Annotated in this window: 25 protein-coding genes and 2 tRNA genes; 14 read left to right on the forward strand and 13 right to left on the reverse strand. The window is 66.9% G+C overall.

The window, feature by feature from the left end:
• Nucleotides 1-36: 36 nt before the first annotated feature.
• The 6 genes from lspA (at nucleotide 37) to radA (ending at nucleotide 5,114) form a co-directional block, all read left to right on the forward strand.
• On the forward strand, nucleotides 37-540 hold the full coding sequence (lspA, locus tag J5837_RS11175; protein WP_210536816.1) for a signal peptidase II: 504 nt from the start codon (nucleotides 37-39) through the stop codon (nucleotides 538-540).
• 7 nt (nucleotides 541-547) lie between these two features.
• Nucleotides 548-1,501 carry a 4-hydroxy-3-methylbut-2-enyl diphosphate reductase gene (gene ispH, locus J5837_RS11180; RefSeq protein WP_210536817.1) on the forward strand — a complete coding sequence of 318 codons (954 nt, stop codon included), beginning with the start codon at nucleotides 548-550 and terminating at the stop codon, nucleotides 1,499-1,501.
• Nucleotides 1,502-1,594: 93 nt separating this feature from the next.
• Nucleotides 1,595-3,274, forward strand: a complete 1,680-nt coding sequence (locus J5837_RS11185; RefSeq protein WP_244755866.1) for a GMC oxidoreductase — start codon at nucleotides 1,595-1,597, stop codon at nucleotides 3,272-3,274.
• A 141-nt stretch (nucleotides 3,275-3,415) separates the two neighbouring features.
• Nucleotides 3,416-3,491 (forward strand) — tRNA-Thr (locus J5837_RS11190).
• Nucleotides 3,492-3,539: 48 nt separating this feature from the next.
• Nucleotides 3,540-3,615, forward strand: a tRNA-Ala gene (locus J5837_RS11195).
• 107 nt (nucleotides 3,616-3,722) lie between these two features.
• Nucleotides 3,723-5,114 (forward strand): DNA repair protein RadA, encoded by a 1,392-nt coding sequence (gene radA / locus J5837_RS11200; RefSeq protein ID WP_210536818.1) that lies wholly within the window; start codon nucleotides 3,723-3,725, stop codon nucleotides 5,112-5,114.
• 9 nt (nucleotides 5,115-5,123) lie between these two features.
• Here radA and J5837_RS11205 read toward each other — a convergent pair whose 3' ends face one another.
• The 8 genes from J5837_RS11205 to J5837_RS11240 form a co-directional block, all read right to left on the reverse strand.
• Nucleotides 5,124-6,683, reverse strand: coding sequence for a DHA2 family efflux MFS transporter permease subunit (locus tag J5837_RS11205; protein ID WP_210536819.1), 1,560 nt, complete (start codon nucleotides 6,681-6,683; stop codon nucleotides 5,124-5,126).
• Nucleotides 6,684-6,832: 149 nt separating this feature from the next.
• Nucleotides 6,833-8,017: an HlyD family secretion protein gene (locus tag J5837_RS11210; RefSeq protein ID WP_425504843.1), complete on the reverse strand. Its 1,185-nt coding sequence runs from the start codon at nucleotides 8,015-8,017 to the stop codon at nucleotides 6,833-6,835.
• An 8-nt stretch (nucleotides 8,018-8,025) separates the two neighbouring features.
• A complete protein-coding gene (locus J5837_RS11215) occupies nucleotides 8,026-9,528 on the reverse strand; it encodes an efflux transporter outer membrane subunit (RefSeq protein WP_210536821.1) in 1,503 nt (500 codons plus the stop codon).
• Nucleotide 9,529: 1 nt separating this feature from the next.
• Nucleotides 9,530-9,991 (reverse strand): MarR family winged helix-turn-helix transcriptional regulator, encoded by a 462-nt coding sequence (locus J5837_RS11220; protein WP_210536822.1) that lies wholly within the window; start codon nucleotides 9,989-9,991, stop codon nucleotides 9,530-9,532.
• A 69-nt stretch (nucleotides 9,992-10,060) separates the two neighbouring features.
• A complete protein-coding gene (locus tag J5837_RS11225; protein WP_210536823.1) occupies nucleotides 10,061-10,855 on the reverse strand; it encodes a cytochrome C assembly family protein in 795 nt (264 codons plus the stop codon).
• A 29-nt stretch (nucleotides 10,856-10,884) separates the two neighbouring features.
• Entirely contained in the window at nucleotides 10,885-11,766 is an 882-nt protein-coding gene (locus tag J5837_RS11230) for a carbon-nitrogen hydrolase family protein (protein WP_210536824.1), read from the reverse strand.
• Nucleotides 11,763-12,374 carry a GNAT family N-acetyltransferase gene (locus J5837_RS11235; protein WP_210536825.1) on the reverse strand — a complete coding sequence of 204 codons (612 nt, stop codon included), beginning with the start codon at nucleotides 12,372-12,374 and terminating at the stop codon, nucleotides 11,763-11,765. The genes J5837_RS11230 and J5837_RS11235 overlap by 4 nt, the downstream gene beginning before the upstream one ends.
• A complete protein-coding gene (locus J5837_RS11240; RefSeq protein WP_210536826.1) occupies nucleotides 12,371-12,778 on the reverse strand; it encodes a ketosteroid isomerase-related protein in 408 nt (135 codons plus the stop codon). The genes J5837_RS11235 and J5837_RS11240 overlap by 4 nt, the downstream gene beginning before the upstream one ends.
• Before the next feature lie 98 nt (nucleotides 12,779-12,876).
• On the opposite strand from J5837_RS11240, the gene ffh reads away from it, so the two are divergent.
• From ffh to rplS, 6 genes are all read left to right on the forward strand, one after another.
• Nucleotides 12,877-14,250, forward strand: coding sequence for a signal recognition particle protein (gene ffh / locus J5837_RS11245; RefSeq protein ID WP_210536827.1), 1,374 nt, complete (start codon nucleotides 12,877-12,879; stop codon nucleotides 14,248-14,250).
• Nucleotides 14,251-14,441: 191 nt separating this feature from the next.
• Nucleotides 14,442-15,236, forward strand: a complete 795-nt coding sequence (locus tag J5837_RS11250; protein ID WP_210536828.1) for an aminotransferase class IV family protein — start codon at nucleotides 14,442-14,444, stop codon at nucleotides 15,234-15,236.
• Between the two features lie 84 nt (nucleotides 15,237-15,320).
• Nucleotides 15,321-15,578: a 30S ribosomal protein S16 gene (rpsP, locus tag J5837_RS11255; protein WP_210536829.1), complete on the forward strand. Its 258-nt coding sequence runs from the start codon at nucleotides 15,321-15,323 to the stop codon at nucleotides 15,576-15,578.
• 40 nt (nucleotides 15,579-15,618) lie between these two features.
• Nucleotides 15,619-16,131, forward strand: coding sequence for a ribosome maturation factor RimM (gene rimM, locus J5837_RS11260; RefSeq protein ID WP_210536830.1), 513 nt, complete (start codon nucleotides 15,619-15,621; stop codon nucleotides 16,129-16,131).
• A 1-nt stretch (nucleotide 16,132) separates the two neighbouring features.
• Nucleotides 16,133-16,870 (forward strand): tRNA (guanosine(37)-N1)-methyltransferase TrmD, encoded by a 738-nt coding sequence (gene trmD / locus J5837_RS11265; protein WP_210536831.1) that lies wholly within the window; start codon nucleotides 16,133-16,135, stop codon nucleotides 16,868-16,870.
• A gap of 188 nt (nucleotides 16,871-17,058) precedes the next feature.
• Complete coding sequence (gene rplS / locus J5837_RS11270; protein WP_210536832.1) at nucleotides 17,059-17,451, forward strand: 50S ribosomal protein L19; 393 nt, start codon at nucleotides 17,059-17,061, stop codon at nucleotides 17,449-17,451.
• A 152-nt stretch (nucleotides 17,452-17,603) separates the two neighbouring features.
• On the opposite strand, the gene mfd is transcribed toward rplS, so the two are convergent.
• The 5 genes from mfd to J5837_RS11295 all read right to left on the reverse strand — a co-directional run bounded on the left by mfd (nucleotide 17,604) and on the right by J5837_RS11295 (nucleotide 24,091).
• Nucleotides 17,604-21,086 (reverse strand): transcription-repair coupling factor, encoded by a 3,483-nt coding sequence (mfd, locus tag J5837_RS11275; RefSeq protein WP_210536833.1) that lies wholly within the window; start codon nucleotides 21,084-21,086, stop codon nucleotides 17,604-17,606.
• 72 nt (nucleotides 21,087-21,158) lie between these two features.
• Nucleotides 21,159-21,431 (reverse strand): DUF4242 domain-containing protein, encoded by a 273-nt coding sequence (locus J5837_RS11280; RefSeq protein WP_210536834.1) that lies wholly within the window; start codon nucleotides 21,429-21,431, stop codon nucleotides 21,159-21,161.
• Between the two features lie 87 nt (nucleotides 21,432-21,518).
• The gene (locus tag J5837_RS11285; RefSeq protein ID WP_210536835.1) at nucleotides 21,519-22,061 is read right to left on the reverse strand and encodes a GNAT family N-acetyltransferase; all 543 of its coding nucleotides are present in this window, start codon (nucleotides 22,059-22,061) and stop codon (nucleotides 21,519-21,521) included.
• A gap of 51 nt (nucleotides 22,062-22,112) precedes the next feature.
• On the reverse strand, nucleotides 22,113-23,051 hold the full coding sequence (locus J5837_RS11290; RefSeq protein ID WP_210536836.1) for a DUF808 domain-containing protein: 939 nt from the start codon (nucleotides 23,049-23,051) through the stop codon (nucleotides 22,113-22,115).
• Nucleotides 23,052-23,233: 182 nt separating this feature from the next.
• Nucleotides 23,234-24,091 (reverse strand): 23S rRNA (adenine(2030)-N(6))-methyltransferase RlmJ, encoded by an 858-nt coding sequence (locus J5837_RS11295; RefSeq protein ID WP_210536837.1) that lies wholly within the window; start codon nucleotides 24,089-24,091, stop codon nucleotides 23,234-23,236.
• Between the two features lie 18 nt (nucleotides 24,092-24,109).
• On the opposite strand from J5837_RS11295, the gene J5837_RS11300 reads away from it, so the two are divergent.
• Complete coding sequence (locus J5837_RS11300) at nucleotides 24,110-24,349, forward strand: hypothetical protein (protein ID WP_210536838.1); 240 nt, start codon at nucleotides 24,110-24,112, stop codon at nucleotides 24,347-24,349.
• A gap of 8 nt (nucleotides 24,350-24,357) precedes the next feature.
• The gene (locus J5837_RS11305) at nucleotides 24,358-25,812 is read left to right on the forward strand and encodes a serine hydrolase domain-containing protein (protein WP_210536839.1); all 1,455 of its coding nucleotides are present in this window, start codon (nucleotides 24,358-24,360) and stop codon (nucleotides 25,810-25,812) included.
• Nucleotides 25,813-25,926: the final 114 nt, after the last annotated feature.

Raw genomic sequence — 25,926 nt, forward strand, 5'->3', positions numbered from 1 at the left:
CCTCCGGGAGAAGGAAGCAAATGCAAAGGCTCAATGATGTCGAAACAACTCAAACACAACGCCCTGGCCTGGCTGCTGCTGTCCGCGGTGGTCATCGTGCTGGACCAGTTGAGCAAGTACTGGGTGTTGGCCACGCTGCCGGAATACAAGGCGGTGCCGGTCATCGACGGTTTCTGGAACTGGTACCGCGCCTACAACACCGGCGCGGCCTTCAGCTTCCTCAGCAACGCGGGCGGCTGGCAGACCTGGTTCTTCACCGTGCTGGCGGTGGCGATCAGCGGCCTGCTGGTCCACTGGCTGTCGCGCACCGCGCGTGGCGACTGGCGCGCCGCACTGCCCTACTCGCTGATCATCGGCGGTGCGCTGGGCAACGTCATCGACCGCCTCGTCCACGGCCACGTGGTCGATTTCATCCAATGGTACTGGCGCGGCCATTACTGGCCGTCGTTCAACATCGCCGATTCGGCCATCGTCTGCGGAGCCGTCGGCATCGCGCTGTTCGGCCTGTTCGACAGCAAGCGCAAGGCCAAAGGCGCATAATCAGGCCATGGATGTATTGCTTGCCAATCCCCGCGGTTTCTGCGCCGGCGTCGACCGCGCCATCGAGATCGTCAAGCGCGCCATCGAAACGCTCGGCGCACCGATCTACGTGCGCCATGAAGTCGTGCACAACCGCTTCGTCGTCGACGACCTGAAGCAGCGCGGTGCGATCTTCGTCGAGGAACTGGACGAAGTGCCGGACGGCGCCACGGTGATCTTCAGCGCGCACGGCGTGTCGAAGGCGGTGCGCACCGAAGCCGAGCGCCGCGGGCTGAAAGTGTTCGATGCGACCTGTCCGCTGGTGACCAAGGTGCATCTGGAAGTCGCGCGGCATTGCCGCGCCGGCCGCGACGTGGTGCTGATCGGCCACGCCGGCCATCCCGAGGTCGAAGGTACGATGGGGCAATGGAACCGCGAAGCGGGTGCGGGGCAGATCCACCTGGTCGAAGACGTCGGCGACGTAGCCAGCCTGCAGGTGGCCCAGCCGGACAACCTGGCCTACACGACCCAGACCACCCTGTCGGTCGACGACACCATCGGCATCATCGAGGCGCTGCGCGCCAAGTTCCCGGCGATCCAGGGGCCGAAGCACGACGACATCTGCTACGCCACGCAGAACCGCCAGGACGCGGTGCGCGAGCTGGTCGCGGAAGGCTGCGACCTGGTGCTGGTGGTCGGTTCCCCGAACAGCTCCAATTCCAATCGCCTGCGTGAATTGGCGGAGCGCGAAGGCGTCGAGGCCTACCTGATCGACGGCGCGCAGGAAATCGATCCGGCCCGGGTCGCCGGCAAGGCCCGCATCGGCGTCACCGCCGGCGCTTCGGCTCCCGACGTGCTGGTCGAAGGTGTCATCGACCGCCTGCGCGGACTGGGCGCATCGAGGGTCGGCGAACTGGCCGGCGAGCCGGAAAACATGGTCTTCGCCCTGCCCAAGGAATTGCGCTTGCGGCTGGTCGACTGAGCCGAGCCGCCGCGTTCCGGGCTGATCGATGGCCGCAGGAAATCATTTGCCGCGTTGACTCCGGCGAATCATGGCGGCGTGCCCCGTTCATGAATGGGGGGCGACGTGATCGTCGATTTCCGGGACCGGTCGTCGACGACCGACATCGAAGTGGACCTGTGCATCATCGGCGCCGGCCCGGCGGGGATAACGATCGCGCGCGGGTTCCTGGGGGGTGCGACCAGCGTGTGTCTGGTCGAAAGTGGCGGCATCGATGCGGAGAATCGCGTACAGGAACTGAATAGCGCAGCATCGATCGGGCCATTGCGGTTCGACGCGAGGAACAGTCGCCTGCGCGCGTTCGGCGGCAGCAGCGAAGTGTGGGGCGGGGGGTGCATCCCCCTGTCCAATATCGATTTCGAAACCCGCGACTGGGTGCCGCATAGCGGCTGGCCACTGTCCTACGAACAGCTGCTGCCCTATTACGAACGGGCGAAGACGCTATTCCATGTGCAGGAATACGGGTTTGTCGAGGGCTCGTTCCTCGGCGACGTGCCGAGGCCTCCACCTGTTTTCGACGAGAGCCTGCTCGTCAACCGGAAATTCGTAAGCAATGCCGTCCGTTTCGGTACCGAATACCTGGACGAATTGCGTCGTGCCGAGAATATCCGGGTCCTGTTGCACGCCAGCCTGGTCGCCTTCGATGCTTCGCCCGATGCGCGTGCCGTCAGCCAGGCGCGCATCGCCTCGCTCGATGGGCGCAAGGGCGTCGTGCGGGCGAAGCAGTACGTGCTCGCCTGCGGCGGCATCGAAAACGCGAGGTTGCTGCTGTTGTCGGATTCGGCCGGGGGCGGAGGACTGGGCAACGCGCACGACGTCGTCGGCCGTTATTTCATGGACCATCCCAGCGGCAGGATCGGCAAGATCCATGCCTCCGATCCGGAGATCGTGACTCGTCCTTACGATCGGAGCGCCGCCAAGGGCACGGGGTGGGTGATTCCGGAGCTGTGCGTTTCCGACGCAGGGCAGCGGTCGATGCGCCTGCTCAATGCGCGCGCGCGCCCCGTTGCGGTGGAAGGAGACGTGCCGAAAGGGCTGCAGGCGCTGCGCCGCCTGCGCCAGGGCCTGCGGCGGCCGACGCGTGGAGAACGGCAGGCTGCCGTGCTGGAGTCTGCGATGGACGATGGCTCCGCGGCTAGGGACGGCATCGTCCAGCGAAGCCGTGCCGCGGACGCCACGTTGCTCGGGTTGGCGGGCCAGGCGACGAAGGTCGCGCTGGGCGCGGGCGATATCGCGCAGGCGTGGGCCCGCAAGCTGGCGGACAAGCCGGCCGTGGCTGCGACCGCCGCGGATATCGATGGCTACTTCGAACAGGCCCCGAACCCGGACAGCCGCATCGTTCTCGGGGACGAGTTGGATGCGCTCGGCCAGCGCAAGGCGCAAGTCGACTGGCGGCTGACGCCGCTGGATTGGCATACCTATCGGGTTTCCGCACGCATATTCGGCGCTGAACTGGCGCGGACCTGTTCGGGCAGGTTCGAACTGGCGCCGTGGCTCCAGGAAGGGGACGATGCGACCCCGCCGTTGCACGGCACCTCCCATCATCTCGGGACCACGCGGATGGACCCCGACCCCCGCAAGGGCGTAGTGGACCTGCACTCGCGCGTGCACGGCGTGGACAATCTTTACGTCGCCGGCAGTTCGGTTTTCCCGACGGGCGGATGGGCCTTCCCCACGTTCACCATCGTCGCGATGAGCCTGCGTCTGGTCGAATACCTGCAAGCCTTGCTCTAAGCCGGAGCGGGGCGTTTCCGGCGCGGTCACGCTGGTGGGGGGCAAGATCGGCGCCTGGAATAGGCAGCGACACCGGGAAATCCACGATTCCGCTGGCCTCAATTGACCGGCCGGCCGGCGCGCCCTAGAATTCGCGTCCCTGCCGGAATAGCTCAGTTGGTAGAGCGGCGCATTCGTAATGCGTAGGTCGTAGGTTCGATTCCTATTTCCGGCACCAGTACGAAGCTGGCGCAGCCAACACCGGCAGGGTCAGATTCAAAAACTTGGGGCCATAGCTCAGCTGGGAGAGCGCGTCGTTCGCAATGACGAGGTCGGGAGTTCGATCCTCCCTGGCTCCACCAAGATCCGGAGGCCCGCGCAAGCGGGCCTTCGCTTTTTCCGACCGCCGCGTCTCGCCTGCGGCGACGATGGACGGCTAGAGTAGGCGCGTCCCCCGACCGACCGCGCCATGGCCAAGCCCGCTTCCAAATCCCGCACCGCCTACGTCTGCGCCGAATGCGGCGCGTCCTTCAGCAAATGGCAGGGCCAGTGCGGCGAGTGCGGGGCGTGGAATTCGCTTTCCGAAATCGTGCTTGAATCTGCGGCCGCCGCGGCCAGCCCGGCCGCGCGCCGCGGTGGCTGGGCCGGCAAGGCCGATGCGCCGAAGATCACCGCGCTGAAGGACGTGCGCCACAGCGAGGAGGCGCGCGTGTCCACCGGCATCGGCGAGCTCGACCGCGTGCTGGGCGGCGGTCTGGTCGAAGGGGCGGTGGTGCTGGTCGGCGGCGATCCGGGCATCGGCAAGTCCACGCTGCTGCTGCAGGCGCTGGCGAAGATGTCGCTCGACTTCCCGTCGTTGTACGTCACCGGCGAGGAATCGCTGGCCCAGGTCGCCGGCCGCGCGGTGCGGCTGGACCTGTCGCTGGACGGCCTGCAGGCGCTGGCCGAAACCGGCATCGAGAAGATCCTCGAGCATGCGGTTGCCGCACGGCCGAAGCTGATCGTCGCCGATTCGGTGCAGACCCTGTGGACCGAAACGCTGACCGCGGCGCCGGGATCGGTGTCGCAGGTGCGCGAGAGCGCGGCGCGACTGGTGCGCTACGCCAAGGAAACCGGCACCGCGGTGTTCCTGGTCGGCCACGTGACCAAGGAGGGCGGCATCGCCGGCCCGCGCGTGCTCGAGCACATGGTCGATGCGGTGCTGTATTTCGAAGGCGAAAGCGGTTCGCGCTTCCGCGTGCTGCGTGCGTTCAAGAACCGCTTTGGGGCGGTCAACGAGTTGGGCGTATTCGCGATGGGCGACAAGGGCCTGAAGGAAGTGCCGAATCCGTCGGCGATCTTCCTGTCGGGCAGCACGCAACAGCCCGGCAGTTGTGTGATGGTCACGCGTGAAGGCACGCGGCCGCTACTGGTCGAGGTGCAGGCGCTGGTCGACTCGTCGCCGCTGTCCAATCCGCGCCGTGTCGCGGTCGGCCTGGAGCAGAACCGGTTGGCGATGTTGCTGGCGGTACTACATCGCCATGGCGGTGTAGTCGTCGGCGACCAGGACGTGTTCGTCAATGTGGTGGGCGGCATCCGCGTGCAGGAAACCGCAGCCGATCTTCCCGTGCTGCTCGCGGTGCTGTCTTCGCTGCGCGACCGGCCCTTGCCGGAAAAGACCGTCGCCTTCGGCGAAGTCGGCCTCAGCGGCGAGATCCGCCCGGTGCCCAACGGCGAGGAGCGTTTGCGCGAAGCGGCGACGCACGGTTTCAAGCGCGCCATCGTGCCGAAAGCGAACGCGCCGAAATCCGGCGCGTTCAAGGGCATGGAAGTTGTAGCGGTGGAGCGGTTGGCCGAAGCGCTGGAAGCCGCGACCGAATAGCGTTCCGGTCTAGTGTCCGCCCGCCGCCGCGGCGCCGCCGGTCTTGGCGGTGAACGGCGGCCTGGCGATCCACACGAACACGATCACCGCCAGAAAGATCAGCCCCAGCAGGTGGAAGATCTCGTTGAAGCCGATCTGCGCCGCCTGGTTGGAGATCATCCGTTCCAACGCCGCGGCGCCGCGCTGCAAGTCGCCGCCGCCCAGCTGCGTGACCGTGGCCAGCGTGTTCGGATCCTGCGCGGAAATCCTTTCGGTCAGGTGCGCGTGGTGCACCGCGCCGCGTTCGGTCCATGCATAGGTGGTCAGCGACGCGGCGAAACTGCCGCCCAGCGTTCGGGTGAAAGTCGCCAGGCCGGAGCCGGCGGCGATTTCATGCGGTTCCAGGTCGGATAGCAGGATCTGCAGCACCGGCATGAAGAACAGCGCCACGCCGATGCCCTGGAACAACTGCACCCAGGCCACGTGGGCGAAGTCGACGTCCAGGTTGAAGTGCGAGCGGGCGAAGCTGGTCAGCGACATCGCGATGAAGGCGAACGTGGCCAGCAGGCGCAGGTCGAAGCGCGGCGCGTACTTACCCACGAATGGCGTCAGCAGCACCGGCAGGATGCCGATCGGCGCGGTGGCGAAGCCGGCCCAGATCGCGGTGTAGCCCAGGTTGCGCTGCAGCCATAGCGGCACCAGGATGCCAACCGCGAAGAACGCCGCATAGGCCACGGTCATCGCGATGGTGCCGGAGCGGAAGTTGCGATGGCGGAACAGGCGCAGGTTGACGATCGGATCCTTGTCGGTCAGTTCCCAGATCACGAACACCGCCAGTGAGATCGCGGCGACGATGGCCAGCGCCACGATGGTGGTGGAAGCGAACCAGTCTTCGTCGTTGCCCAGGTCCAGCAGGATCTGCAGCGCGCCCACCCCCAGCACCAGCGTCGCCAGGCCGATGTAGTCCATCTTCGGCTTGTCGGTGCGTTCCGGACGGCCTTTCAGCTGCGAACCGACCACGAAGCTGGCGAAGATGCCGATCGGCACGTTGATGAAGAAGATCCATTCCCAGCTGTAGTTGTCGGTGATCCAGCCGCCGAGGATCGGTCCTGCGATCGGCGCAACCACGGTGACCATGGCCAGCAATGCGATCGCCTGCCCGCGTTTTTGCGGCGGATAGATCGACAGCAGCAGCGCCTGGGTGACCGGATACATCGGGCCGCAGACGAAGCCCTGCAGGGCGCGCGCGGCGACCAGCAAGCCCATGCTGTGGGCGATGCCGCACAGGAAGGACGCGATGACGAAGGCCAGCGTCGACCACATGAATAGCTTGCGTTCGCCGAAGTGGCGGGTCAGCCAGCCGGTCAGCGGCAGGGCGATCGCGTTGCTGACCGCGAACGAAGTGATCACCCATGTCGCCTGGTTGGCGCTGCCGCCGAGGTTGCCGCTGATCGTCGGCAGCGACACGTTGGCGATGGTGGTGTCGAGCACCTGCATGAACGAGGCCAGCGCCAGGCCCAGCGTGGTCAGGGCCACGTTGGGCGGGCGGAAGCCGGCTTGCGGTGCGGCGGCAGTGGCGGTTGCGGACATGGGGTGATGCCTTTGCTTTCCCTTCTCCCACCGGGAGAAGGTGCCCCGCAGGGGCGGATGAGGGCGGAAGCCCCGCTTGCGCTGCGGCTTCCGCGAATCGGAAGGCTCCCGCTCTCATCCGGAGGGAGAAGGAGAAAGCGGGAGACGCCTTATTTGCCGGCTTTCGCCAAATTCCCTTCGATGATTCCGCTGATCAGTTCGTTGGCGTCGGCCAACTGCTTTTCGTACGCGGCGGTGGCGAACAGCGGCTTGTCGGCGCGGCGCGCGGGTGCCAGCACCGGACCGTTCTGGTCGCGGATGGTCACGTCGGCGCTCATGCTCAGGCCCAGTCGCAGCGGGTGTTCGGCCAACTGCTTCGGATCGATCTCGATGCGCACCGGCACGCGCTGTACGATCTTGATCCAGTTGCCGGACGCGTTCTGCGCCGGCAGCAGCGAGAACGCGCTGCCCGTGCCCATGCCCAGTGCCGCGACCTTGCCGTCGAATTCCACGTCGCCGCCGTACAGGTCGGAATGCAGCTTGACCGGCTGGCCGATGCGCATCTTGCCCAGCTGGGTTTCCTTGAAGTTGGCGTCGACCCAGACCTGGTCCAGCGGCACGATGGTCATCAGCGTCGCGCCCGGCTGCACGCGCTGGCCGAGCTGCACCTGGCGCTTGGCGACGTAGCCGCCGACCGGCGCGACGATCGCGCTGCGTTGCAGGTTGAGGTAGGCCTGGCGCAGTTGCGAAGCCGCGGCTTCGACCTGCGGCTGCTTGGCCACCGTGGTCGCGTCGACGAGCGCGCGGCTGCGCGACAGGTTGCCGCCGGCTTGGCTAAGCGCGGCTTCGGCCGAAGCGAGCAGGTCGCGTGCATGGGCCAGTTCCTCGCGCGAGACCGCGCCGCTGGCGACGAGGCCTTCGCGGCGCTTCACGTCTTCGCGCGCCTGCTGCACGGCGACCTGGCGTGCGCGCAGGTCGGCCTGGCCGGCATCGACGCTGCTGTACAGGCCACGCACCTGGCGCACGGTGTTGGCGAGGTTGGCCACAGCCTGGTCGTAGGCGACCTGGGCATCGTTCGCGTCGAGGTGCACCAATGGCTGGCCGGCTTCGACCTTCATGCCGTCGTCGGCGTCGATGCGGGTCACGGTGCCGGCGGTCTGCGGCACCACCGCGACGACGTTGCCTTGCACGTAGGCGTCGTCGGTTTCCTGGTGCCAGCGCGCGACCAGCAGGTACCAGGCGAGCCAGACGATCGCGGCGACCACCACCACGGTGGCCAGGATCAGCAGCGCACGGCGGCGCTTGCCGTTGCCCTCTGCCGCGGCGGCGGGGGCGGTTTCTGCAGCGGGATTGATCTTGGAAGTCATGGGGTCACCGAAGTATCGGCAAGGGTGGAAGAGGGAGATTCGAGGACCAGGCCGCCGCCGAGCGCGACGTCGAGGTCGACCGCGGTGGCGAGTCGCTGCGACTGCAGCGCGGCGATCTGCTGTTCGAGTTGCAGCAAAGGCCGCTGTGCGTTGAGCACGTCGATCTGGGTGCCCAAACCGGCCTTGTAGCGGGTTTGCGCGAGCTGCAGCGCCGCCTGCGCGGCGTCGCGCGCGCGATTGGCGGCGGCCAGTTGCTGGTCGAGCGAACGCGCGCCTTGCACCGCATCGGTGACCTGGCGCAACGCGCCGACCAGGGATTGGTTGTAATTGGCGACGGCGAGGTCGTATTCCGCGTCGCGGCTGTCGAGCTGGCTGCGCAGGCGGCCACCGTCGAAGATCGGCAGGCTGATCGCCGGCCCGCCGAAGCCGAGCAGGGCGTCGCTGGAGAACAGGTCGGACAGGCCGCTGGACGCCAGGCCGACCAGCGCGGTGAGGTTGACGCTGGGCTTGAACGCCGCCTTCGCCGCCTTGATGCCGTGTGCAGCGGCTTCCACCCGCCAGCGCGCAGCGACCACGTCGGGACGATGGCCCAGCAGTTCGCTCGGCAGCACGCCGGGTACGGCGGGTGCCGCGGCTTTTAGCATCGCCGGGCGCTGGATCTGCAGGGCGCGATCAGGGCCCCGGCCGAGCAGCGCGGCGAGGGCGTTGCCGGCGGCCTCGATCTGCTGCTTGGCGGCTTCGGCCTGCAGGTTCGCGCTGGCGACCATGCTTTCGGCCTGGCGTTGCTGCAACTGGTTGTCGAGGCCGGCGGCGACGCGCTGGCGGCTCAGTTCGAACAGGTGGGTGGAACGCTTCTGCTCGTTCTCCGCGACTTCGCGCGCGGCATACGCCTGCGCGAGGCCGACATAGGCGCGGGCGATACCGGAAGACAGGGTCAGCCGCGCGGCCTGCGCATCGACCTCGGCCGCCTTGGCCTGGCCGACCGCGGCCAGCCACTTGGCCTTGTCGCCGCCCCACAGGTCGAGCTTGTAGCTGAAGTCGAGCATCAGCACCGTGCTGCCCAGATAGCTGCCGCCCAACTCGGGGCCGGCCAGCGTTTCCGGCAACTGCACGCCCGAATACTGCGCGCTGGCGCCGAGCGACGGCTTGCGCGCGGCATCGCTGAGGTTGGCCTGGGCGCGCGCCTGGCGCAGGCGCGCATCGGCGGCGTCGAGCGAAGGATTGCCTTGCAGGGCTTCGGCGATCAGCGCGTCGAGTTGTGCATCGCCCAATCCCTTCCACCAATCGGAGGCAGGGAATTGCGCTGCGCTCAATGACGCGTTGCCGAGGCTCTTCCCGGCGGAAAGCGCGTTGCCGTCGAGCGGCTTGGCGCGGGGTTCAAGGCCGCCGCTGGTGGCGCAGGCCGCCAGCGCGGCCATGCAGGCCAGGCCCAGCAAGCCCGGGCGAAGCGCGCCATGGAAAAGCCTGCCGGCGAAAAGACGGGGGGAGGTGACGTACATGTCAGTTTTCCGGGTTGGAAAGATTGTCGCGGACGCGTTCCAGCATGCCGATGAACTGTTCCGTTTCGGCGTCGCCGAAACCGGTCAGCGCGGCCTTGCGCACCCGCTGGCCGCACTGGTCGATATCGCTCCAGATGCGCCGGCCTTCCTCGGTCAGGTGGATGTGCAGGGCGCGGCGGTCGGCCGGATCCGCGACGCGGACCAGCAGGCCGCGGGCTTCCAGCTTGTCCAGCAGGCGGGTCATCGCGCCGGGGTTGAGCTCGGCAGCGCGGGCCAGATCGGTGACGCTGGCTTGGCCGAGGGCCAGCTTCTTGATGGTGATGAACTGGCTGAAGGTCAGGTCATGCCCGGACTTGGCCAGTTCCTGTTCCATGCGGGCCCAGAGGCCGTCGCGGACCTGGCGGAGCAACAGGCCCAAGGCCGAGCCGCTGCAGGGCTCGACGGGAGAGGTGTTCGTATTCATGGGCCGACATTTTGTCGGCCCGAGCAATATTTGTCAATGCAAATATTGTTGTTGCAATATTACTATTGTTCAGCTAGCCCTGTGCAGGACCAGCTCCAGCACGAACTTGCTGCCGAAGAAGGCCAGCACTAGCAAGGCCATCGCCACCAGGGTCCATCGCACTGCCGTGGCCCCGCGCCAGCCGTAGCGCCAGCGTCCCAGCAGCAACACGCCGAACGCCAGCCAGGACAGCACGCTGAGCACGGTCTTGTGCACCAGGTGCTGGGCCAGCAGGTTTTCCACGAACAGCACCCCGGTCAGCAGGGTTGCGCCCAACAGGACGAAGCCGACGGCGATGGTGCGGAACAGCAGCGTTTCCAGTTCGGTCAGCGGCGGCAATGCCCGCAGCCAGGCGTGGAATTCGCGCCGGCGCAGCGCACGTTCCTGCGCCCACAGCATCAGCGCCAGCAACGCGGCGATGGCCAGGGTGGCGTAGGCCAGCAGCGCCAGCCAGGCGTGCAGTTGCAGGCGCCAACCCAGCACGGGCGCGGGCGCGTGGCCGTACAAGTGGTAGACCAGCAGCAACCCGGCGGCCAGCGGAAACGCGAACACACCCAATGCGGACATGCGTCCGCGCGCGCCGAACAACGTGGTCAGCGCAGCCATGCCCAGCGCGACCAGCGATAGCGCGGCGAAGAAATGCATGTCCGGTCCGCCGGCGGTGCGCAGCGCGACCAGAAGGTGGTAGCTGCCGTGCAGGAAAACCGCGCCCGCCGCCGGCCACAGCCAGCCGCGTGCGGTGTCCAGCGATTCCCGCGCGGCTTCGCGCACCAGCAGGGCGGCGGCGAGCAGGTAGGCGAATCCGGCAATGAGAACGATTGTCATCGCCGCAGTGTCGCACAGGCGATGCCCCGCTACAGCATTTCGACCTTCGCCCGGGCCAGGGCCGGCCGCGACTGCCCGAACCAGTCGCGGTCGTTGGCGACCTGCGCCTGCGCGCGGGAAGCCTCCAATGCGATGAAATCGAGTTCCGCGACCGCCCAATGCTGCGCGCCGTGCGTCTGCGCAAGGACACCGTCGGCGGGCAGGTCGCGGTCCATCGGCGCGTAAATCGCCGCTTCGCCGGTATTGGCGTCCAGCGCGGGACTCCATTCGGCCTTGCCCGTGGTCACCGCCTGGGCGACGAAGCAGCGGTTCTCCAGCGCGCGCGCCAGGCAACCGACGCGCACGCGGGTGGCGCCAGCCTCGGTGTCGGTGCAGCTCGGCACCACGATCAGCCGCGCACCGGCTTCGCATTGCGCACGCACCGGCAACGGGAATTCGCTGTCGTAGCAGACGGCGATGCCGGCACGCACGCCGCCGGCGTCGAACACCTTCAGCGCGTCGCCGCCTTCGATCACTCCGGCCTGTTTCTCGAACCCGGTCAGCTGCAGCTTGTCCTGGAATCCGCGGCCGCCTTCCGGGGTGAACCAATAAGCGCGGTTGCGATAGCGGCCGTTGCCTACGTCGAGCAGGAAGCTGCCCGCCTGCACCTGCAGACGCAGGCGCGAGGACAGATTCGCGAACAGTTCCAGCCAGCGCGCATGCAGCGGCTGCAATGCGGCCAGCGAAGCATGGAAGTCACTGCGCACGTCCTCATGGAAGACTGCGGCCAGTTCCAACGAGAGGTATTCGGGCAGCACCGCGAGCTGTGCCCCCGTGGCCGCGGCTTCCTCCAGCAGGCGCGCCTGCTTCGCCGCGAAGGCTTCGAAATCGGGCGGCGCTTCGACCGGGTATTTCGCGACGGCTATCTTCATGGCGTCTGCTCCAATGGACGCAGCCAGAAGGTCAGCGGCTTTTCGGTTTCGCCGGTTTCGCCGATCTCGCGCCACGACAGGTGCATGGTCATGCCGGGCTGGCGCCGGTAGCCGCGCGCTTGCCAGAACGCGTCGTTGTCGCGGTGGCCCTGCGGGCGGCGCGGATCGTCCGGAGCGCGATCGACCGCGGCGAACGCGGTCCAGCGGAAGCGTCCCAGCGAGCGCGCATGCGCTTCGCGCTCATCGAAGAAGCGATGGCCGACGCCCAGCCCGCGATACTGCGGCAGCAGCACCGATTCGCCGAAATAGAACACCTCGCCCGCGTCGATACCGTGCGCTGAAAGCGGTTGCCGGAACGTCTCGCCCTCATCGGCCAACGGCAGGCCCGTGGAGGCGCCGACGACTTCGTCGCCATCGAAAGCCAACACGAACAGGCTGTCGGGCGAACGCGCGTACGTCGCGAGATAGGTTTCCTCGTAGGCCGGGTCGCCCTCGTACAAGTACGGATAGGTGCGGAACACCGCGATGCGCAGCCGCGCCAGCGAGGGCAGATGCGCGGCCACCTGGGTTCCGCGGAAGCAGGCCACTCGCGGCGCGGCACCGCTCATGGCGCGGAAACCTGCGCGATCCAGTCCTGCAGGTTGTAGTAGTTGGTGACCCGGGCGATGCGGCCGTTGCGCACGTCGAAGAATGCGCCTCCCGGCAGCATGTAGGACTGGCCGCGCGCCGGCGGCATGCCTTCGTCGCCGACCTTGTAGGTACCTTGCACGACGTATTCGGCGGCGGCACGCGTGCCGTCGGCCGAGGCCATCACCACGATGTCGCGCAGTTGTTCGCCGTAGCAATGGTCCATGCGGGCCAGGAACGCACGGAAGGCGTCCGTGCCGACCTGGCGCTCGCCCTGGTTCAGGTCGTGGGCCACGTCGCCGTCGAGGCAGGCCAGCATGCCCTCCCAGTCGGCGCGGTTGAAGGCGTCGTAATAGCGGCGGATGAGTTCTTCGGTGGCGCCCACGGTCTGCTCCTTGGATAGTGGGGGGGAGTATACAGGAAGCCGGTCGGGCGCTTGGCTCCGGCTATACTTCCACGTCTTTTCCCCCACTGCGACTCGCCATGTTCGAATCCCTGACCCAGCGCCTGTCCGGCACCATCGAGCGCCTGCGCGGCCGCGGCCGGCTGACCGACGCCAACATCAGCGAAGCCGTGCGCGAAGTGCGCATCGCCCTGCTCGAGGCCGACGTCGCGCTGCCGGTGGTGCAGGCGTTGATCGAGCGGATCAAGGTGCGCGCGGTCGGCCAGGAAGTGCTGAAGTCGCTGACCCCGGGCCAGGCGCTGATCAAGATCGTCCGCGACGAACTGACCGCGGTGATGGGTTCGCAGGCCAGCGACCTGAACCTCAACGTGCCGGCGCCGGCGGTGGTCCTGATGGCCGGCCTGCAGGGCGCGGGCAAGACCACCACGGTCGGCAAGCTGGCCAAGCACCTGAAGGAAAAGCGCAAGAAGAAGGTCATGGTGGTCAGCGCCGACGTGTACCGCCCGGCCGCGATCGAGCAATTGAAGACGCTGGCCGAGCAGGTCGACGTGCCGTTCTTCCCGTCCGACGCTTCGCAGAAGCCGGAGGCCATCGTCCGCGCTGCCATCGACGACGCGCGCAAGTCGTTCGTCGACGTGCTGATCGTCGATACCGCAGGCCGACTCGCCATCGACGAAGCGATGATGGCGGAGATAAAGGCGCTGCACGGCGCGGTGAATCCGGTCGAGACGCTGTTCGTGGTCGACTCGATGACCGGCCAGGACGCGGCCAACACCGCCAAGGCCTTTGCCCAGGCCCTGCCGCTGACCGGCGTGGTGCTGACCAAGACCGACGGCGATGCGCGCGGCGGCGCGGCGTTGTCGGTGCGCTACATCACTGGCAAACCGATCAAGTTCATCGGCGTCGGCGAAAAGCCCGATGGCTTGGACGTGTTCCACCCCGAGCGCGTCGCCAACCGCATCCTCGACATGGGCGACGTGCTGTCGCTGGTCGAGCAGGTGCAGCAGAACGTCGACCAGGAAAAGGCGGCGAAGCTCGCGGCGAAAGTCGCCAAGGGCCGGAAGTTCGACCTCAACGACATGCGCGACCAGCTGGAGCAGATGCAGAACATGGGCGGCTTGTCCGGCCTGATCGACAAGCTGCCGGGCGTCGGCCAGATTCCCGAGCACGTGAAGGCGCAGGTGGCGCAGAACAAGGAAGTGCCGCGGATGGTCGCGATCATCAATTCGATGACCAAGAAGGAACGCCGCAATCCGACCCTGCTCAACGGCTCGCGCCGCGCACGCATCGCCCGCGGCTCCGGGACCACGCCCGCCGACGTCAACAAGCTGATGAAGCAGTACATGCAGATGGAAAAAATGATGTCCAAGCTGGGCGGCGGCGGCATGAAGGGCATGCTGCGCGGCCTGCAGGGCATGATGGGCGGACGCGGCGGTTTCCCGCCGATGCGCTGACCCGTTCACTCCGTTGTGGGGCGAGGTAAGTCGCGAATGCTTTTGCCGTTGCCGTGGATTTTCGGGTCGGCTTGAACGGCATCGCGACTTACCGGCAGCGACTCGGCGCCGCCACTTCCCCGTCATGCCTCGATAACTGGAGTCACTGTGTTCGCGGATCGAAGCCATCTCCGGCGCGCTAAAGTGACGGCATGACCATTGCCCTGCTGAATACCCAGCCAGCTACGACCGATGACCTTCGCGCGCTGGCCTTGGTCAATTACGGCCATTTCACCGCGATGCAGGTGCGCGACCGCGCGCTGCAGGGGCTGGAATTCCATGTCGAACGCCTCCAGACCGGCACTCGCGAGCTGTTCGGCGTCGAACTCGACCGCGAACGCATCCTCACCCAGTTGCGCGGTGCGCTTGCGGCCGGCGAGGCGGACGCATCGCTGCGCTTCACCGTATTCGCGCGTGGCTTCGACTATCGCAAGCCATTGCAGGCGGTCGAGCCCGACATCCTGATCACGCTGACGCCGCCCGCTTCGGCGGACAAGCCGCCCTTGCGGGTGAAGTCATATCGCTTCGTCCGCCCGCTGCCGCATATCAAGCATGTCGGCACGTTCCCGTTGTTCCACTTCCGCCGGCAGGCGCAGTTGGCCGGTCATGACGATGCGCTGTTCGTGGCCGACGATGGCTGTGTCGTCGAGGGGTCGATCTGGAACATCGGTTGCTGGGACGGCGAGGGCGTGGTCTGGCCGGAAGGCCCGGCGCTGCGCGGCACCGGCGAGCGTCTGTTGCAGGCGGGGCTGGCCGGACTCGGCGTTCCGCAGCGGCATGGCCCGGTGGCGCTGGCCGAGGTGGGCGGGTTCCGCGCCGCCTTCGCCTGCAACGCCAGCGGCCTGCAGGCGGTGATCGGTATCGACGGGGCGGTGTTCCCGGCCGATGCCGCCCTGATGGACCTGCTGGCCCGCGCCCAGGCCAGCCAGCCCTGGGAACGGCCTTAGCCCGGCGGTTTCCTTTCGGCGATCAATGGCTTACAATTGCCGGCTTACCCTGCCATCCCGGCAGCTGGGCAACACGAAGCAACCATGGTCAAGATCCGCCTCACCCGTGGCGGCGCGAAGAAGCGCCCCTTCTACCACATCATCGTCACCGACCAGCGCAGCGCGCGCGACGGCCGCAACATCGAGCGCGTGGGTTACTACAACCCGGTCGCCTCCGGCCAGGACAAGCGCGTCGAGCTGGACGTCGCCCGCATCGACCATTGGGTCAAGAACGGCGCGCAGCTGACCGACAAGGTTCGCGACCTGTACAAGGACGCGGTCAAGGCCCAGGCTTCGGCCTGATCCGCGCAGGCGGCGCCATCGCGGCGCCGCCATTCCCCGCATGAACGACACGCAACGCCGGATCCTGTTGGGCAGGGTGGTCGGCGCCTTCGGCGTGCGCGGCCAGGTGAAGATCGAATCCTGGACCGAGCCGCGCGAGGCGATCTTCCGCTACCAGCCGTGGACGCTGCGCGATCCGCAGGGCGCGGAACGCGAACTGCAGGGCGCGCGCGGCCGCGAAACCGGCAAGCACCTGGTTGCCACTTTCCCCGGCATCGAGGACCGCGACGCGGTCGAGGCGCTGCGCGGAACCGAGATCTTCGTGCCGCGCTCGGCGCTCCCGCCGCCGAAAGCCGGTGAGTTCTACTGGGTCGACCTGGAAGGCCTGCGCGTGCTCAACGTCGATGGCGCCGATTACGGCACCGTCTCGCACCTGTTCTCCACGGGGGCGAACGACGTGCTGGTGGCGCGGGGCGAACGCGAACGGTTGATTCCCTTCGTCGAACCGGATTTCGTCAAATCGGTCGATTTCGATGCCGGCACGATCCTCGTCGATTGGGATGCGGATTTCTGACATGCGCGTCGACATCGTCAGCCTGTTCCCCGAATTCGTCGCCCAGGTCGCCGGACATGGCGTGGTCGGCCGCGCTGGCGAACGCGGACTGCTGTCGATCCACGGCTGGAACCCGCGCGATTACGCGCAGGGCAACTACCGCCGCGTCGACGACAAGACCTTCGGCGGCGGCCCCGGCATGGTGATGATGATCGAGCCGCTGCAGGCCTGCCTTTCTGCAGTGCGGGCGGCCGAGCCGACACCCGCGCCGGTGGTGTACCTGACCCCGCAGGGCAAGCCGCTGACCCAGCCCAAGGTGCGCGAACTGGCTGCGCTGCCGCGCATGATCCTGCTGTGCGGGCGCTACGAAGGCATCGACGAGCGCTTCGTCGAGGCCGAGATCGATGAGGAAATCTCGATCGGCGACTACGTGCTGTCCGGCGGCGAACTGGCCGCGGCCGTGCTGATCGATGCCGTGGCCCGTTTGCAGGAAGGCGCGTTGAACGATGCCGAATCGGCGGCGCAGGACAGTTTCGAGGACGGCCTGCTGGATTGCCCGCACTACACCCATCCGGCCAGCCATGCGCTGGGCGAGGTGCCGGCGGTGCTGCGTTCCGGCGACCATGGCGCCATCGCCCGCTGGCGCCGGCAGCAGGCCCTGTTGCGCACCTGGCAGCGCCGCCCGGAACTGATGGCAGGCCGGGAATGGTCGAAGGAAGACCGCAAGTTGTTGAAAGAATTGGGGATTCCGCTGGAGTAGCTGGAATCGCCGATTCCGGCGCAAGTTCGCTAACTCTTTGCTTTTCCAGCAGTTTCCCGTCTATAATGCACGGCTCCGCAGCCCGGTCGGGCCGGCGGGCCACACAACCATAAACGTGCAGCGCAATTCCGCGACTGCATCCGCCCACGTTGTCGAACGACACACCCACGCGTTTACAAGGTATCGCCATGAGCAAGTTGATCCAGGAATTTGAAGCCGCGCAGATCAAGCGCGAACTGCCGCAGTTCAGCACCGGCGATACCGTCGTCGTCAACGTGAAGGTGAAGGAAGGCAACCGCGAGCGCGTGCAGGCGTACGAAGGCGTGGTCATCGGCAAGAAGAACGCCGGCCTGAACTCCGCTTTCACCGTGCGCAAGATTTCGCACGGCTACGGCGTCGAGCGTGTGTTCCAGACCCACAGCGCGACCATCGACTCGGTGGAAGTGAAGCGCCGCGGCAAGGTCCGCGCCGGCAAGCTGTACTACCTGCGTGGCCTGGAAGGCAAGGCCGCCCGCATCAAGGAAGACCTGGCCGCCGCCGCGCGCGCCAAGGCCGAGCGCCAAGCTGCTGCTGCCGAGTAATCCCGCGCCGCAACGCGAATATCGAAACGGCCGCCTCTGGGCGGCCGTTTTCGTTTGTGCGGTTGTCTGAGGTCGGTAGGGCGGGTCTTGACCCGCCATGGGCGTCGCGGTGGTGCGAAATGGCGGGTCAAGCCCGCTTTACGCGAGACCCATCAGCCGGCAGGTCCCAACGCCGTCAACAGGCCCTTCGCCGCGTTGAAGCGATCCGCGGCTTCCGGTAGCGGCAGCTTGATCCTCAGCTTGTCCGGGCCGTCCATCGAATAGATCTTCGGCTGCTTCTGGATCATCCGGATCACCGTCATCGGGTCGATCGCCGGTTTCGGGCCGAACACGATGCGTCCCCCGTTCTCGCCCAGGTCCAGCTTGCGAAGGCCCAGATCGGTCGCCGCCAGCTTCAGTTCCGCCACCGCGAACAAATGCTTGGCCGCGTCCGGCAACAAGCCGAAGCGGTCGATCATCTCCACCTGCAGGTCGCGCAGTTCGTCGCGGTCGCGCGCGCTGCTGATGCGCTTGTACAGGGTCAGGCGCGTGTGCACGTCGGGCAGGTAGTCGTCGGGAATCAGCGCCGGCACGTGCAACTCCACTTCCGCGCCCTGGTGCTCGATGCCCGCGTCCACGTCGGGCAGCTTGCCCTGCTTGATGCTGCGCACCGCCCGTTCCAGCAGTTCGGTGTACAGCGAGAAGCCGACTTCGGCCATCTGTCCGCTCTGGTCCTCGCCGAGCAGTTCGCCGGCGCCGCGGATTTCCAGGTCGTGCGTGGCCAGGGTGAAGCCGGCGCCGAGTTCGTCCATCGAAGCGATCGCCTCGAGGCGGCGTTCGGCGTCGGCGGTCATGCTGCGCTTGTCCGGTACCAGCAGGTAGGCGTAGGCGCGGTGGTGCGAGCGGCCGACGCGGCCGCGCAACTGATGCAGCTGGGCCAGGCCGAACTTGTCGGCACGTTCGATGATGATGGTGTTGGCATTGGGAATGTCGATGCCGCTTTCCACGATCGTCGTGCACAACAGCACGTTGAAGCGCTGCTTCTGGAACCCGAGCATCACCTGTTCCAGTTCGCGCTCGGGCATCTGCCCGTGGGCGATGCCGATGCGCGCTTCCGGCACCAGTTCCGCCAGTTCGCGCTGGGTGCGGCCGATGCTTTCGACGTCGTTGTGCAGGAAGTAGACCTGGCCGCCGCGCGACAGTTCGCGCTGGAAGGCTTCCTTCAGCAACGCGTTGTCCCACGGGGTGACGAAGGTCTGCACCGCCAGTCGGTTCGGCGGCGGCGTGGCGATGATCGACAGGTCGCGCAATCCGGCCATCGCCATGTTCAGCGTGCGCGGAATAGGCGTCGCGGTCAGGGTCAGCAGGTGCACTTCGGCGCGCAACGCCTTCAGCGCTTCCTTCTGGCGCACGCCGAAGCGTTGCTCCTCGTCGACGATCACCAAACCGAGGTCGTTGAACTTCACGTCGGGCTGCAACAGCCGGTGAGTGCCGACGATGACGTCGAGCTTGCCTTCGGCGGCCTTCTGCAGTTCCGCCTCGATTTCCTTCTTGGTCTTGAAGCGCGACAGCACCTCGACCTTCAGCGGCCAGTCGGCGAAGCGATCGCGGAAATTGCGGTAGTGCTGCTCGGCCAGCAGGGTGGTCGGCACCAGCACCGCGACCTGCTTGCCGGCGCTGGCGGCGGCGAACGCGGCGCGGACCGCGACTTCGGTCTTGCCGAAGCCGACATCGCCGCAGACCACGCGGTCCATCGGCTGGGCCGACTGCAGGTCGCGCAGCACCGCTTCGATCGCGTGGTGCTGGTCGGGGGTTTCCTCGAACGGGAAGGTCGCCGCGAAGGGTTCGTACATCGCGCGGTCCAGCGGCAGGGCCAGGCCGGCGCGGGCCTGGCGGCGGGCCTGGATTTCCAGCAGTTCCGCGGCCACGTCGCGGACCTTCTCCGCGGCCTTGCGCTTGGCCTTGCTCCACGCTTCGCCGCCGAGCGAATGCAGCGGCGCGGTTTCCACCGACGCGCCGGAATAGCGGCTGATCAGGTGCAGTTGCGCGACCGGCACGTACAGGCGGTCGCCCTTGGCGTATTCGATCTCGAGGAATTCGCCGGGCATGCCGCCGATGTCCATCGCGACCAGTCCGCGATAACGGCCGACGCCATGGTCTTCGTGGACGATCGGCGCACCTTCGCTGAGTTCGCCGAGGTCGCGGATGATCGCTTCGGGTTCGCGCCCGCTGCGCTTGCGCCGGTGCGGCTGGGTCGCGCGTTCGGGGAACAGCTGGCGTTCGGTCAGCAGCGCGATGCGAGGTTCGTCGAGGGCGAAGCCGTCCTCGAGCGGAGCGACGGCGATGGCGAACTTGTCCGTCGTTGCGGAGAACGCGGAAAAGCCCTCCAGCGTCACCGGCTTCAACTCAGCCGACTGCATCACTTCCAGCAGGGCTTCGCGGCGGCCGGGCGAATCGGCGGCGACCAGCACCCGGCCCGGATAGCTGGCGAGGAACGACTTCAAGGCTTCGCCGGGCGCATGGTCCTTGGCCGCCAGCGGCAGCGAAGGCGCCGGCTGTTCGCCCAGTGCCTGCGCTTCGGCGCGGCGCGGATGGGCCTCGCCGCAGACTTCGATGCGCGGCGATTCGTTCAGGCGCTGGCGCAACGCATCCGGCGGCAGGTACAGCTCGTCGGGCGGCAGCAGCGGACGCTCGATGTCGTGGCGGCGCTGTTCGTAGCGATTCTGCGTCTGCGTCCAGAACGCATCGACGGCATCGTTCGCGCCATCGGCCAGCAGCGGCAGCGCGTCCCTGGCGAGGTAATCGAACAGCGTGGCCGTCTGATCGAAGAACAGCGGCAGGTAGTACTCGATGCCGGCCGGGGCGAGTCCCGATTTCAGGTCCTGGTACAACGCGCTGCGCCGGGTGTCGACGTCGAAGCGTTCGCGCAGCGTGGCCATCGCGCGTTCCAGCGAAGCCTCGTCCAGCGGCACTTCGCGACCGGGCAGCAGGCGCACCGCATCGGTCCTTTCCAGCGAGCGCTGGCTTTCCGGGTCGAAGGCGCGGATCGAATCGATCGCGTCGTCGAACAGCTCGATGCGCAGCGGTGCGTCGGCACCCATCGGGTACACGTCGAGCAGTCCGCCGCGCACGGCGAAGTCGCCCGGATCGAGCACCTGCGGCACATGGCGGTAGCTGGCCGCGTCGAGGCGGCGTTTCTCCTCGTCCAGGTCGAGCTTCTGGCCGACGCGGTAGTCGAAGCTGCCGCCCACGGTGTGCTTCAGCGGCGGGAGGCGCTGCACCAGCGTTTGCACCGGCACGATGACGATGCCGCGCGCCAGCGATGGCAAGCGGTGCAGCGCGGCGAGGCGCTGCGACACGATGTCCGGGTGCGGGCTGAACTGGTCGTAGGGCAGGGTTTCCCAATCGGGGAAGGCCACCACCGGGACATCCGCGTTGTCGCCGAGCAGCGTATGCAGGTCGCCTTCCAGCTGGTGCGCCTGTTGCTGATCGCGCGCCACCAGCAGCAGCGGGCCATCGTGCGCCGCGGCGGCACGGGCGATGAACCAGGCCAGGGCGCTGGGCGAAGCCGGCGCACGCCAATAGGCGCGCTGCTGGCCGGCGCGCGGCAGGGGCGGAACGGGGAGGGTGGATACGGTGCTGTTCGGGTCGGTCATCGGCAGGCGCAAAACGAATGCAGCGCCGGATGCTTTCGCACCCAGCGCAGGAATCCGCATTCTAGCCCGCCGTTACTCGGCCGTGGTCGGGTCGATGATCGTGGTGATCCGCGAAACTCGGTTGGCCGGGAAGCCACCCTGGCGGGCGTGTTCGCGGACCATGTCCTCGTTGGGCGCGATGTACACGCAATAGACCTTGTCGCCGGTGACATAGCTCTGCTGCCACTGGATCTGCGGACCCAGCGCGCCGAGCACGCCGCAGGACTTCTGCGCGACGGCCTGCAATTCGGCCGGCGACAGGTTGCCGGCGCCGGGGATGTCGCGTTCGATCAGGTATTTCGGCATGGCGCTTCTCCCACATCGCTCCTGGCGGAGTGGATGCGAGAAAAAACGCTCGTAGCCGCGACGCGCGGACAGCGCGCCGATGAACGGTCATTCGTTCAGGTCGAGTACCACGCGCACCAGACCAGGCGTGTCGTCGTCGCGGGTCCGCTTGAAGCCCAACGAGAGGGCCAGCTGCAGCATCGCCTGGTTGCTGTCGAGCACGTCGCCATACAGACGGTCGAGCTTCTTGCCCCGCGACCACTTCACCAGCTTCTGCATCAGCTTGCGGCCGAGGCCCTGGCCGGCGATGAAGTGGCTGACCAGGATCGCGTACTCGGCTTCGCGCGTGCGCGGCACGATCGACGCACGCGCCACCGCACCGACCAGCGCTTCGCCAGGCGGCAGCGGCTCGGCGGCGACCAGGGCGAATTCGGTCTGCGGGTTCGGCTGGCACAGCCGCGCGGCCTGCTCGGGGCTGAGTTCCTTCATCGCGTAGAGGAAGCGCTGGCGCACTTCATCGGGTCCCAGCAAGGCGAAACCACCGACCAGGGGGGCCGCGTCTTCCGGGCGGATCGGGCGGATCAGCAACTCGCGTCCGTCGGGCAGCCGGAACTGCTCATGCCAGGGCGGGAGGCGTTTGCGCTCAGTCATGCCGGCCATTTTCACATGAATGCGGTGAACGGTAGCTGCCGGCCGGGACGCTTACACGCGGGATTTCACCCTGCGCAAACGCGCGACCAGCCGCACCCCCAGCAGCACCAGCGCGCCCGCGGCGATGCCGACCGCCGCGCTGAACAGATTGCTCCACAGCCAGCCCAGCGAGCCGTGGGAGTAGTGCTCGATCCAGTGGTGCAGGGCGGCGATTCCGTGGACCAGGATGCCGCCGCCGACGAGGAACATCGCCACGGTGCCGGCGATGGACAGGAACTTCATCAGCTTCGGCGCGAACGCCAGGATGCCGCGGCCGAGAGCGGCGCTGGCCTTGCCGGCGCCTTCGCGGCTCAGCCGCAGGCCCAGGTCGTCCAGCTTGACGATGCCGCCGACCAGTCCGTACACGCCGACGGTCATGATCAGGGCGATGGCGACCAACACGCCGAGCTGGCTCAGGAACGGCTGGGTGGCCACCGTGCCCAGCGAGATGACGATGATCTCGGCAGAGAGGATGAAGTCGGTGCGGATCGCGCCTTTGATCTTGTCCTTTTCGAAGGCGACCATGTCGACCTTGCCGTCGCTGACCGCCTCGACCAGTTCGGAATGATGCTGGTTGTCCTCGTGCCTGCTGTGCAGGAACTTGTGCGCCAGTTTCTCCACGCCCTCGAAACACAGGTAGGCGCCGCCGAGCATCAGCAGCGGGGTGATCAGCGGGATGCCGATGCCGCGCCCTTTCAGCCAGGTTTCGAGCGCGGCGATGCCCAACGCCGCCGGCACCAGGATCGCCTTGTTGAGCAGCGAGCCCTTGGCCACCGCCCAGACCACCGGCAGTTCGCGATCGGCGCTGACGCCGGTCACCTGCTGGGCGTTCAGCGCAAGGTCGTCGCCGAGCACGCCGGTGGTCTTCTTCGCCGCGACCTTGGTCATCACCGATACGTCGTCGAGCAGGCTGGCGATGTCGTCGAGGAGGGCGAACAGGCTGGAGGGCATGGGCAGAGAGAGGACGTGATGGATTCGAAGGATTTTCGCACAGGCGGATGCGTGATCGGGCGTAGCATTTCCCACGCGAATGCCGTGTTTTTCGTAGGAACGCCCCTGGGCGCGACCGGGAAGCCGGTCCCGTGGAACTCTCATCGGAGTCGTGAGGATTTCGGTCGCGCCCAGGGGCGTTCCTACGAACTGGCCTTCAGCCACTCCAATCGTGTGGAAGCCCCGGTTTCTCCCACTGCATCGCGCAGGACCGGCAGCGCCGGCGCGAGCGCCGCGTCGAACCGCCACGGTGGATTCAACAGCAGCATGCCGCTACCGTTGAGGCGCAACGGCGAATCGTCGGGGCGAACCTGCAGCTCGGCCACCAGCGCCGACTTGGCCGGCAATGCGGCGGCTTTGCGGAAGAATGGCAACAGGCTGCGGCGCTGCTTGATCGGGTACCACACTGCCCAGGTCGCGTTGGGCCAGCGCGCCAGGCCTTCCTCCAGCGCGGCCAGGATGCGCGGGTACTCCGCGTCCTGCGCCTCGTAGGGCGGATCGATCAGCACCAGGCCGCGGGCGAACTTCGTGTCGCGGGCCTTGGGTGGCAGCAACGCCTTGATCGCGGCATAGCCATCGCGCGCATGCACGGCCACGCGCGGGTCGCGGGCGAACAGGGCTTTCAATTCAGCCGCCTCTTCGGGCTGCAGTTCGCAGGCGGCCAGGCGGTCGTGTTCGCGCAACGCCTGCGCGGCAAGCAGGGGGGAACCCGGGTAAGCCACCAGCGCGCCGACCGGATTGTCGGCTTCCACTGCGCGCAGGTAGCGTTTCAGGACATCGGGCAGGCCGGCTTGGCCGAACAACTTGAGCACGCCGGTTTCGGCTTCGGCGGTCTTGCGGCTTTCCTCGCCGCCCAGCAGGTAGCGTCCGCGCCCCGCGTGGGTATCGAGCACGAAGAAGGGCGAGTCCTTGGCCTTCAGTGCATCCAGCAGCGCCAGCAGCGCGACGTGCTTGAGCACGTCCGCATGGTTGCCGGCGTGGAAGGCGTGGCGGTAGTTCATGCGGCAAGGATAGCCGGTATGCTGCGCGCCATGCCGACGGTCCTGGTTGCCGAAGACGAGCCGGCCATCGCCGATGCGGTGCTGTACGCGCTGCGCGGCGGAGGCTCGGAGGCGCAGCGCTGCCTGCCGGGGCGGGAAGTGGCGCAGCCGCTGCTCGTTTCCATCAACGCCGTCGAGCGCGTCCCCAAGCACGAGTTCCCCGAGGTCCGCCCGAGCTTCTTCGAGCGCGAGCAGGCCGCCCTCCCCGATCCCGCCTGAGAACCGCCATGAAGCGATTCCTTTCACTGCTGCTGTTTGCGATTCCCATCCACGCGGCGATTTCCCAGGAGGCGACCGCCCTGGAGACACATGGGGCCTCCGATCGCGAACTGGCTGGCTGGGTGGAACGCTACATGGCGGATGCGCAGAAATTCGACCACTTCAGCGGCGTGGTGCTCATCGCCCGCGGCGACAGACGGATCTTCGGCAGGCCCTATGGCATGGCCAATTACGAGCTGAACGTGCCGAACACGCTGGAGACCAGGTTTCGCATCGGATCCGTCAGCAAGACATTCACCGCTGCCGCCGTGGCAAAGCTGCACCAGCAGGGCAGGATCGACTTGGATCGCACGATTTGCGCGTACCTGAAAGACTGCCCCTCTCAATGGCGGCCTGTCACCGTGCGACAACTGCTATCGCACACTTCCGGTCTGGTGAATTTCACCAGCCTGCCCGAAGCCAAGGGAAGCTTCTTGACCCTGCCGCATACGCACGAGGAAATCATCGGCCTGTTCCGGAACAGGCCGCTGGAATCCGCACCAGGAGAAAAGTACAGCTACAACAACTCTGCTTACTATCTGTTGGGTGTGATCGTTGAAAATGTCTCGGGTCTTCCCCTCGCCAAATACCTGCAGGACACGTTCTTCACGCCGTTGAAAATGGTGGGAACGGGCGACGATGCGGGAGAAGGGCTCGTCGCGGGCCGGGCTTCCGGCTACAGGCAGGCCGGCGATGGCGGGATCGCGAATACCTACTACATCGACATGACGAATTCGTTCGCCATCGGCGGGCTGCATTCGACCGCTGAAGACCTGCTGTTGTGGGGGCAGGCATTCGACTCGACCCTCCTATTCGACCGTCCCGTACTCGACGAGATATTCACTCCCGCCCGCAACAGCGATTATGGGCTGGGCTGGGCTCTGGGTCCCGTCGGCGACTGTTCACATGCATACCACGATGGGGGAATCACCGACTTTTCCGCCTCCCTGCAACGCATCACAAGCCGGGGCATCACGATCGTCGCCATCAGCAACCGGGGTAACGATGGCGGGATCAAGGTGGCCTACGACATCGCGGGAAGGATATGCGGTGCGCCTGCGACGGTGCGTGGCATCCAGGAGCAAATGCAGGTGCTCAGCCGTGACGAGCAATTCAGGCTCGTCGAAAAGGCGCGCGGAAAGTTTCCACGGTTCAGGATCAACGAGGCACTCGTCGACGAGATCGCGAAGGACTTGAGCAGTCGCGGGAAGCTGCAGCAGGCGATCGAAGTCCATGGATTGAATACCCTGCTGTATCCGCAAAGCGCGAACGCATACCGTCGGCTGGGCGAGGCGTACATGAGCGCAGGCGACCGCGCCGGAGCGGAAGCGAGCTTCAGGAAATGCCTGGAATTGGATCCTTCGGATGTCAGGGCCGCGGCGTTCCTGCAAGAGGTCGTGACCGGCGCCGGGAAAAAGCAGTAGGCACCGCGGAACGCGGCGTGGCCGGTCGACGCGCAGTCCACCGTCTCCTTCGCGGCGAGCTTGCCTGCCACGCGCAGCCAGGGCGAGTCGGACATGCTGCGTAGGGCCAGCCAG

The sequence above is a fragment of the Pseudoxanthomonas helianthi genome (assembly GCF_017939625.1).
GTDB classification, from domain to species: domain Bacteria; phylum Pseudomonadota; class Gammaproteobacteria; order Xanthomonadales; family Xanthomonadaceae; genus Pseudoxanthomonas_A; species Pseudoxanthomonas_A helianthi.

Bases quoted from the DNA above. Each gene is read 5' to 3' on its own strand.
- lspA (WP_210536816.1), top strand. From the start codon at position 37: ATGTCGAAACAACTCAAACACAACGCCCTGGCCTGGCTGCTGCTGTCC.
- ispH (WP_210536817.1), top strand. From the start codon at position 548: ATGGATGTATTGCTTGCCAATCCCCGCGGTTTCTGCGCCGGCGTCGAC.
- J5837_RS11185 (WP_244755866.1), top strand. From the start codon at position 1,595: ATGGGGGGCGACGTGATCGTCGATTTCCGGGACCGGTCGTCGACGACC.
- radA (WP_210536818.1), top strand. From the start codon at position 3,723: ATGGCCAAGCCCGCTTCCAAATCCCGCACCGCCTACGTCTGCGCCGAA.
- J5837_RS11205 (WP_210536819.1), bottom strand. From the start codon at position 6,683: ATGTCCGCAACCGCCACTGCCGCCGCACCGCAAGCCGGCTTCCGCCCG.
- J5837_RS11215 (WP_210536821.1), bottom strand. From the start codon at position 9,528: ATGTACGTCACCTCCCCCCGTCTTTTCGCCGGCAGGCTTTTCCATGGC.
- J5837_RS11220 (WP_210536822.1), bottom strand. From the start codon at position 9,991: ATGAATACGAACACCTCTCCCGTCGAGCCCTGCAGCGGCTCGGCCTTG.
- J5837_RS11225 (WP_210536823.1), bottom strand. From the start codon at position 10,855: ATGACAATCGTTCTCATTGCCGGATTCGCCTACCTGCTCGCCGCCGCC.
- J5837_RS11230 (WP_210536824.1), bottom strand. From the start codon at position 11,766: ATGAAGATAGCCGTCGCGAAATACCCGGTCGAAGCGCCGCCCGATTTC.
- J5837_RS11235 (WP_210536825.1), bottom strand. From the start codon at position 12,374: ATGAGCGGTGCCGCGCCGCGAGTGGCCTGCTTCCGCGGAACCCAGGTG.
- ffh (WP_210536827.1), top strand. From the start codon at position 12,877: ATGTTCGAATCCCTGACCCAGCGCCTGTCCGGCACCATCGAGCGCCTG.
- J5837_RS11250 (WP_210536828.1), top strand. From the start codon at position 14,442: ATGACCATTGCCCTGCTGAATACCCAGCCAGCTACGACCGATGACCTT.
- rpsP (WP_210536829.1), top strand. From the start codon at position 15,321: ATGGTCAAGATCCGCCTCACCCGTGGCGGCGCGAAGAAGCGCCCCTTC.
- rimM (WP_210536830.1), top strand. From the start codon at position 15,619: ATGAACGACACGCAACGCCGGATCCTGTTGGGCAGGGTGGTCGGCGCC.
- trmD (WP_210536831.1), top strand. From the start codon at position 16,133: ATGCGCGTCGACATCGTCAGCCTGTTCCCCGAATTCGTCGCCCAGGTC.
- rplS (WP_210536832.1), top strand. From the start codon at position 17,059: ATGAGCAAGTTGATCCAGGAATTTGAAGCCGCGCAGATCAAGCGCGAA.
- mfd (WP_210536833.1), bottom strand. From the start codon at position 21,086: ATGACCGACCCGAACAGCACCGTATCCACCCTCCCCGTTCCGCCCCTG.
- J5837_RS11280 (WP_210536834.1), bottom strand. From the start codon at position 21,431: ATGCCGAAATACCTGATCGAACGCGACATCCCCGGCGCCGGCAACCTG.
- J5837_RS11285 (WP_210536835.1), bottom strand. From the start codon at position 22,061: ATGACTGAGCGCAAACGCCTCCCGCCCTGGCATGAGCAGTTCCGGCTG.
- J5837_RS11290 (WP_210536836.1), bottom strand. From the start codon at position 23,051: ATGCCCTCCAGCCTGTTCGCCCTCCTCGACGACATCGCCAGCCTGCTC.
- J5837_RS11295 (WP_210536837.1), bottom strand. From the start codon at position 24,091: ATGAACTACCGCCACGCCTTCCACGCCGGCAACCATGCGGACGTGCTC.
- J5837_RS11300 (WP_210536838.1), top strand. From the start codon at position 24,110: ATGCTGCGCGCCATGCCGACGGTCCTGGTTGCCGAAGACGAGCCGGCC.
- J5837_RS11305 (WP_210536839.1), top strand. From the start codon at position 24,358: ATGAAGCGATTCCTTTCACTGCTGCTGTTTGCGATTCCCATCCACGCG.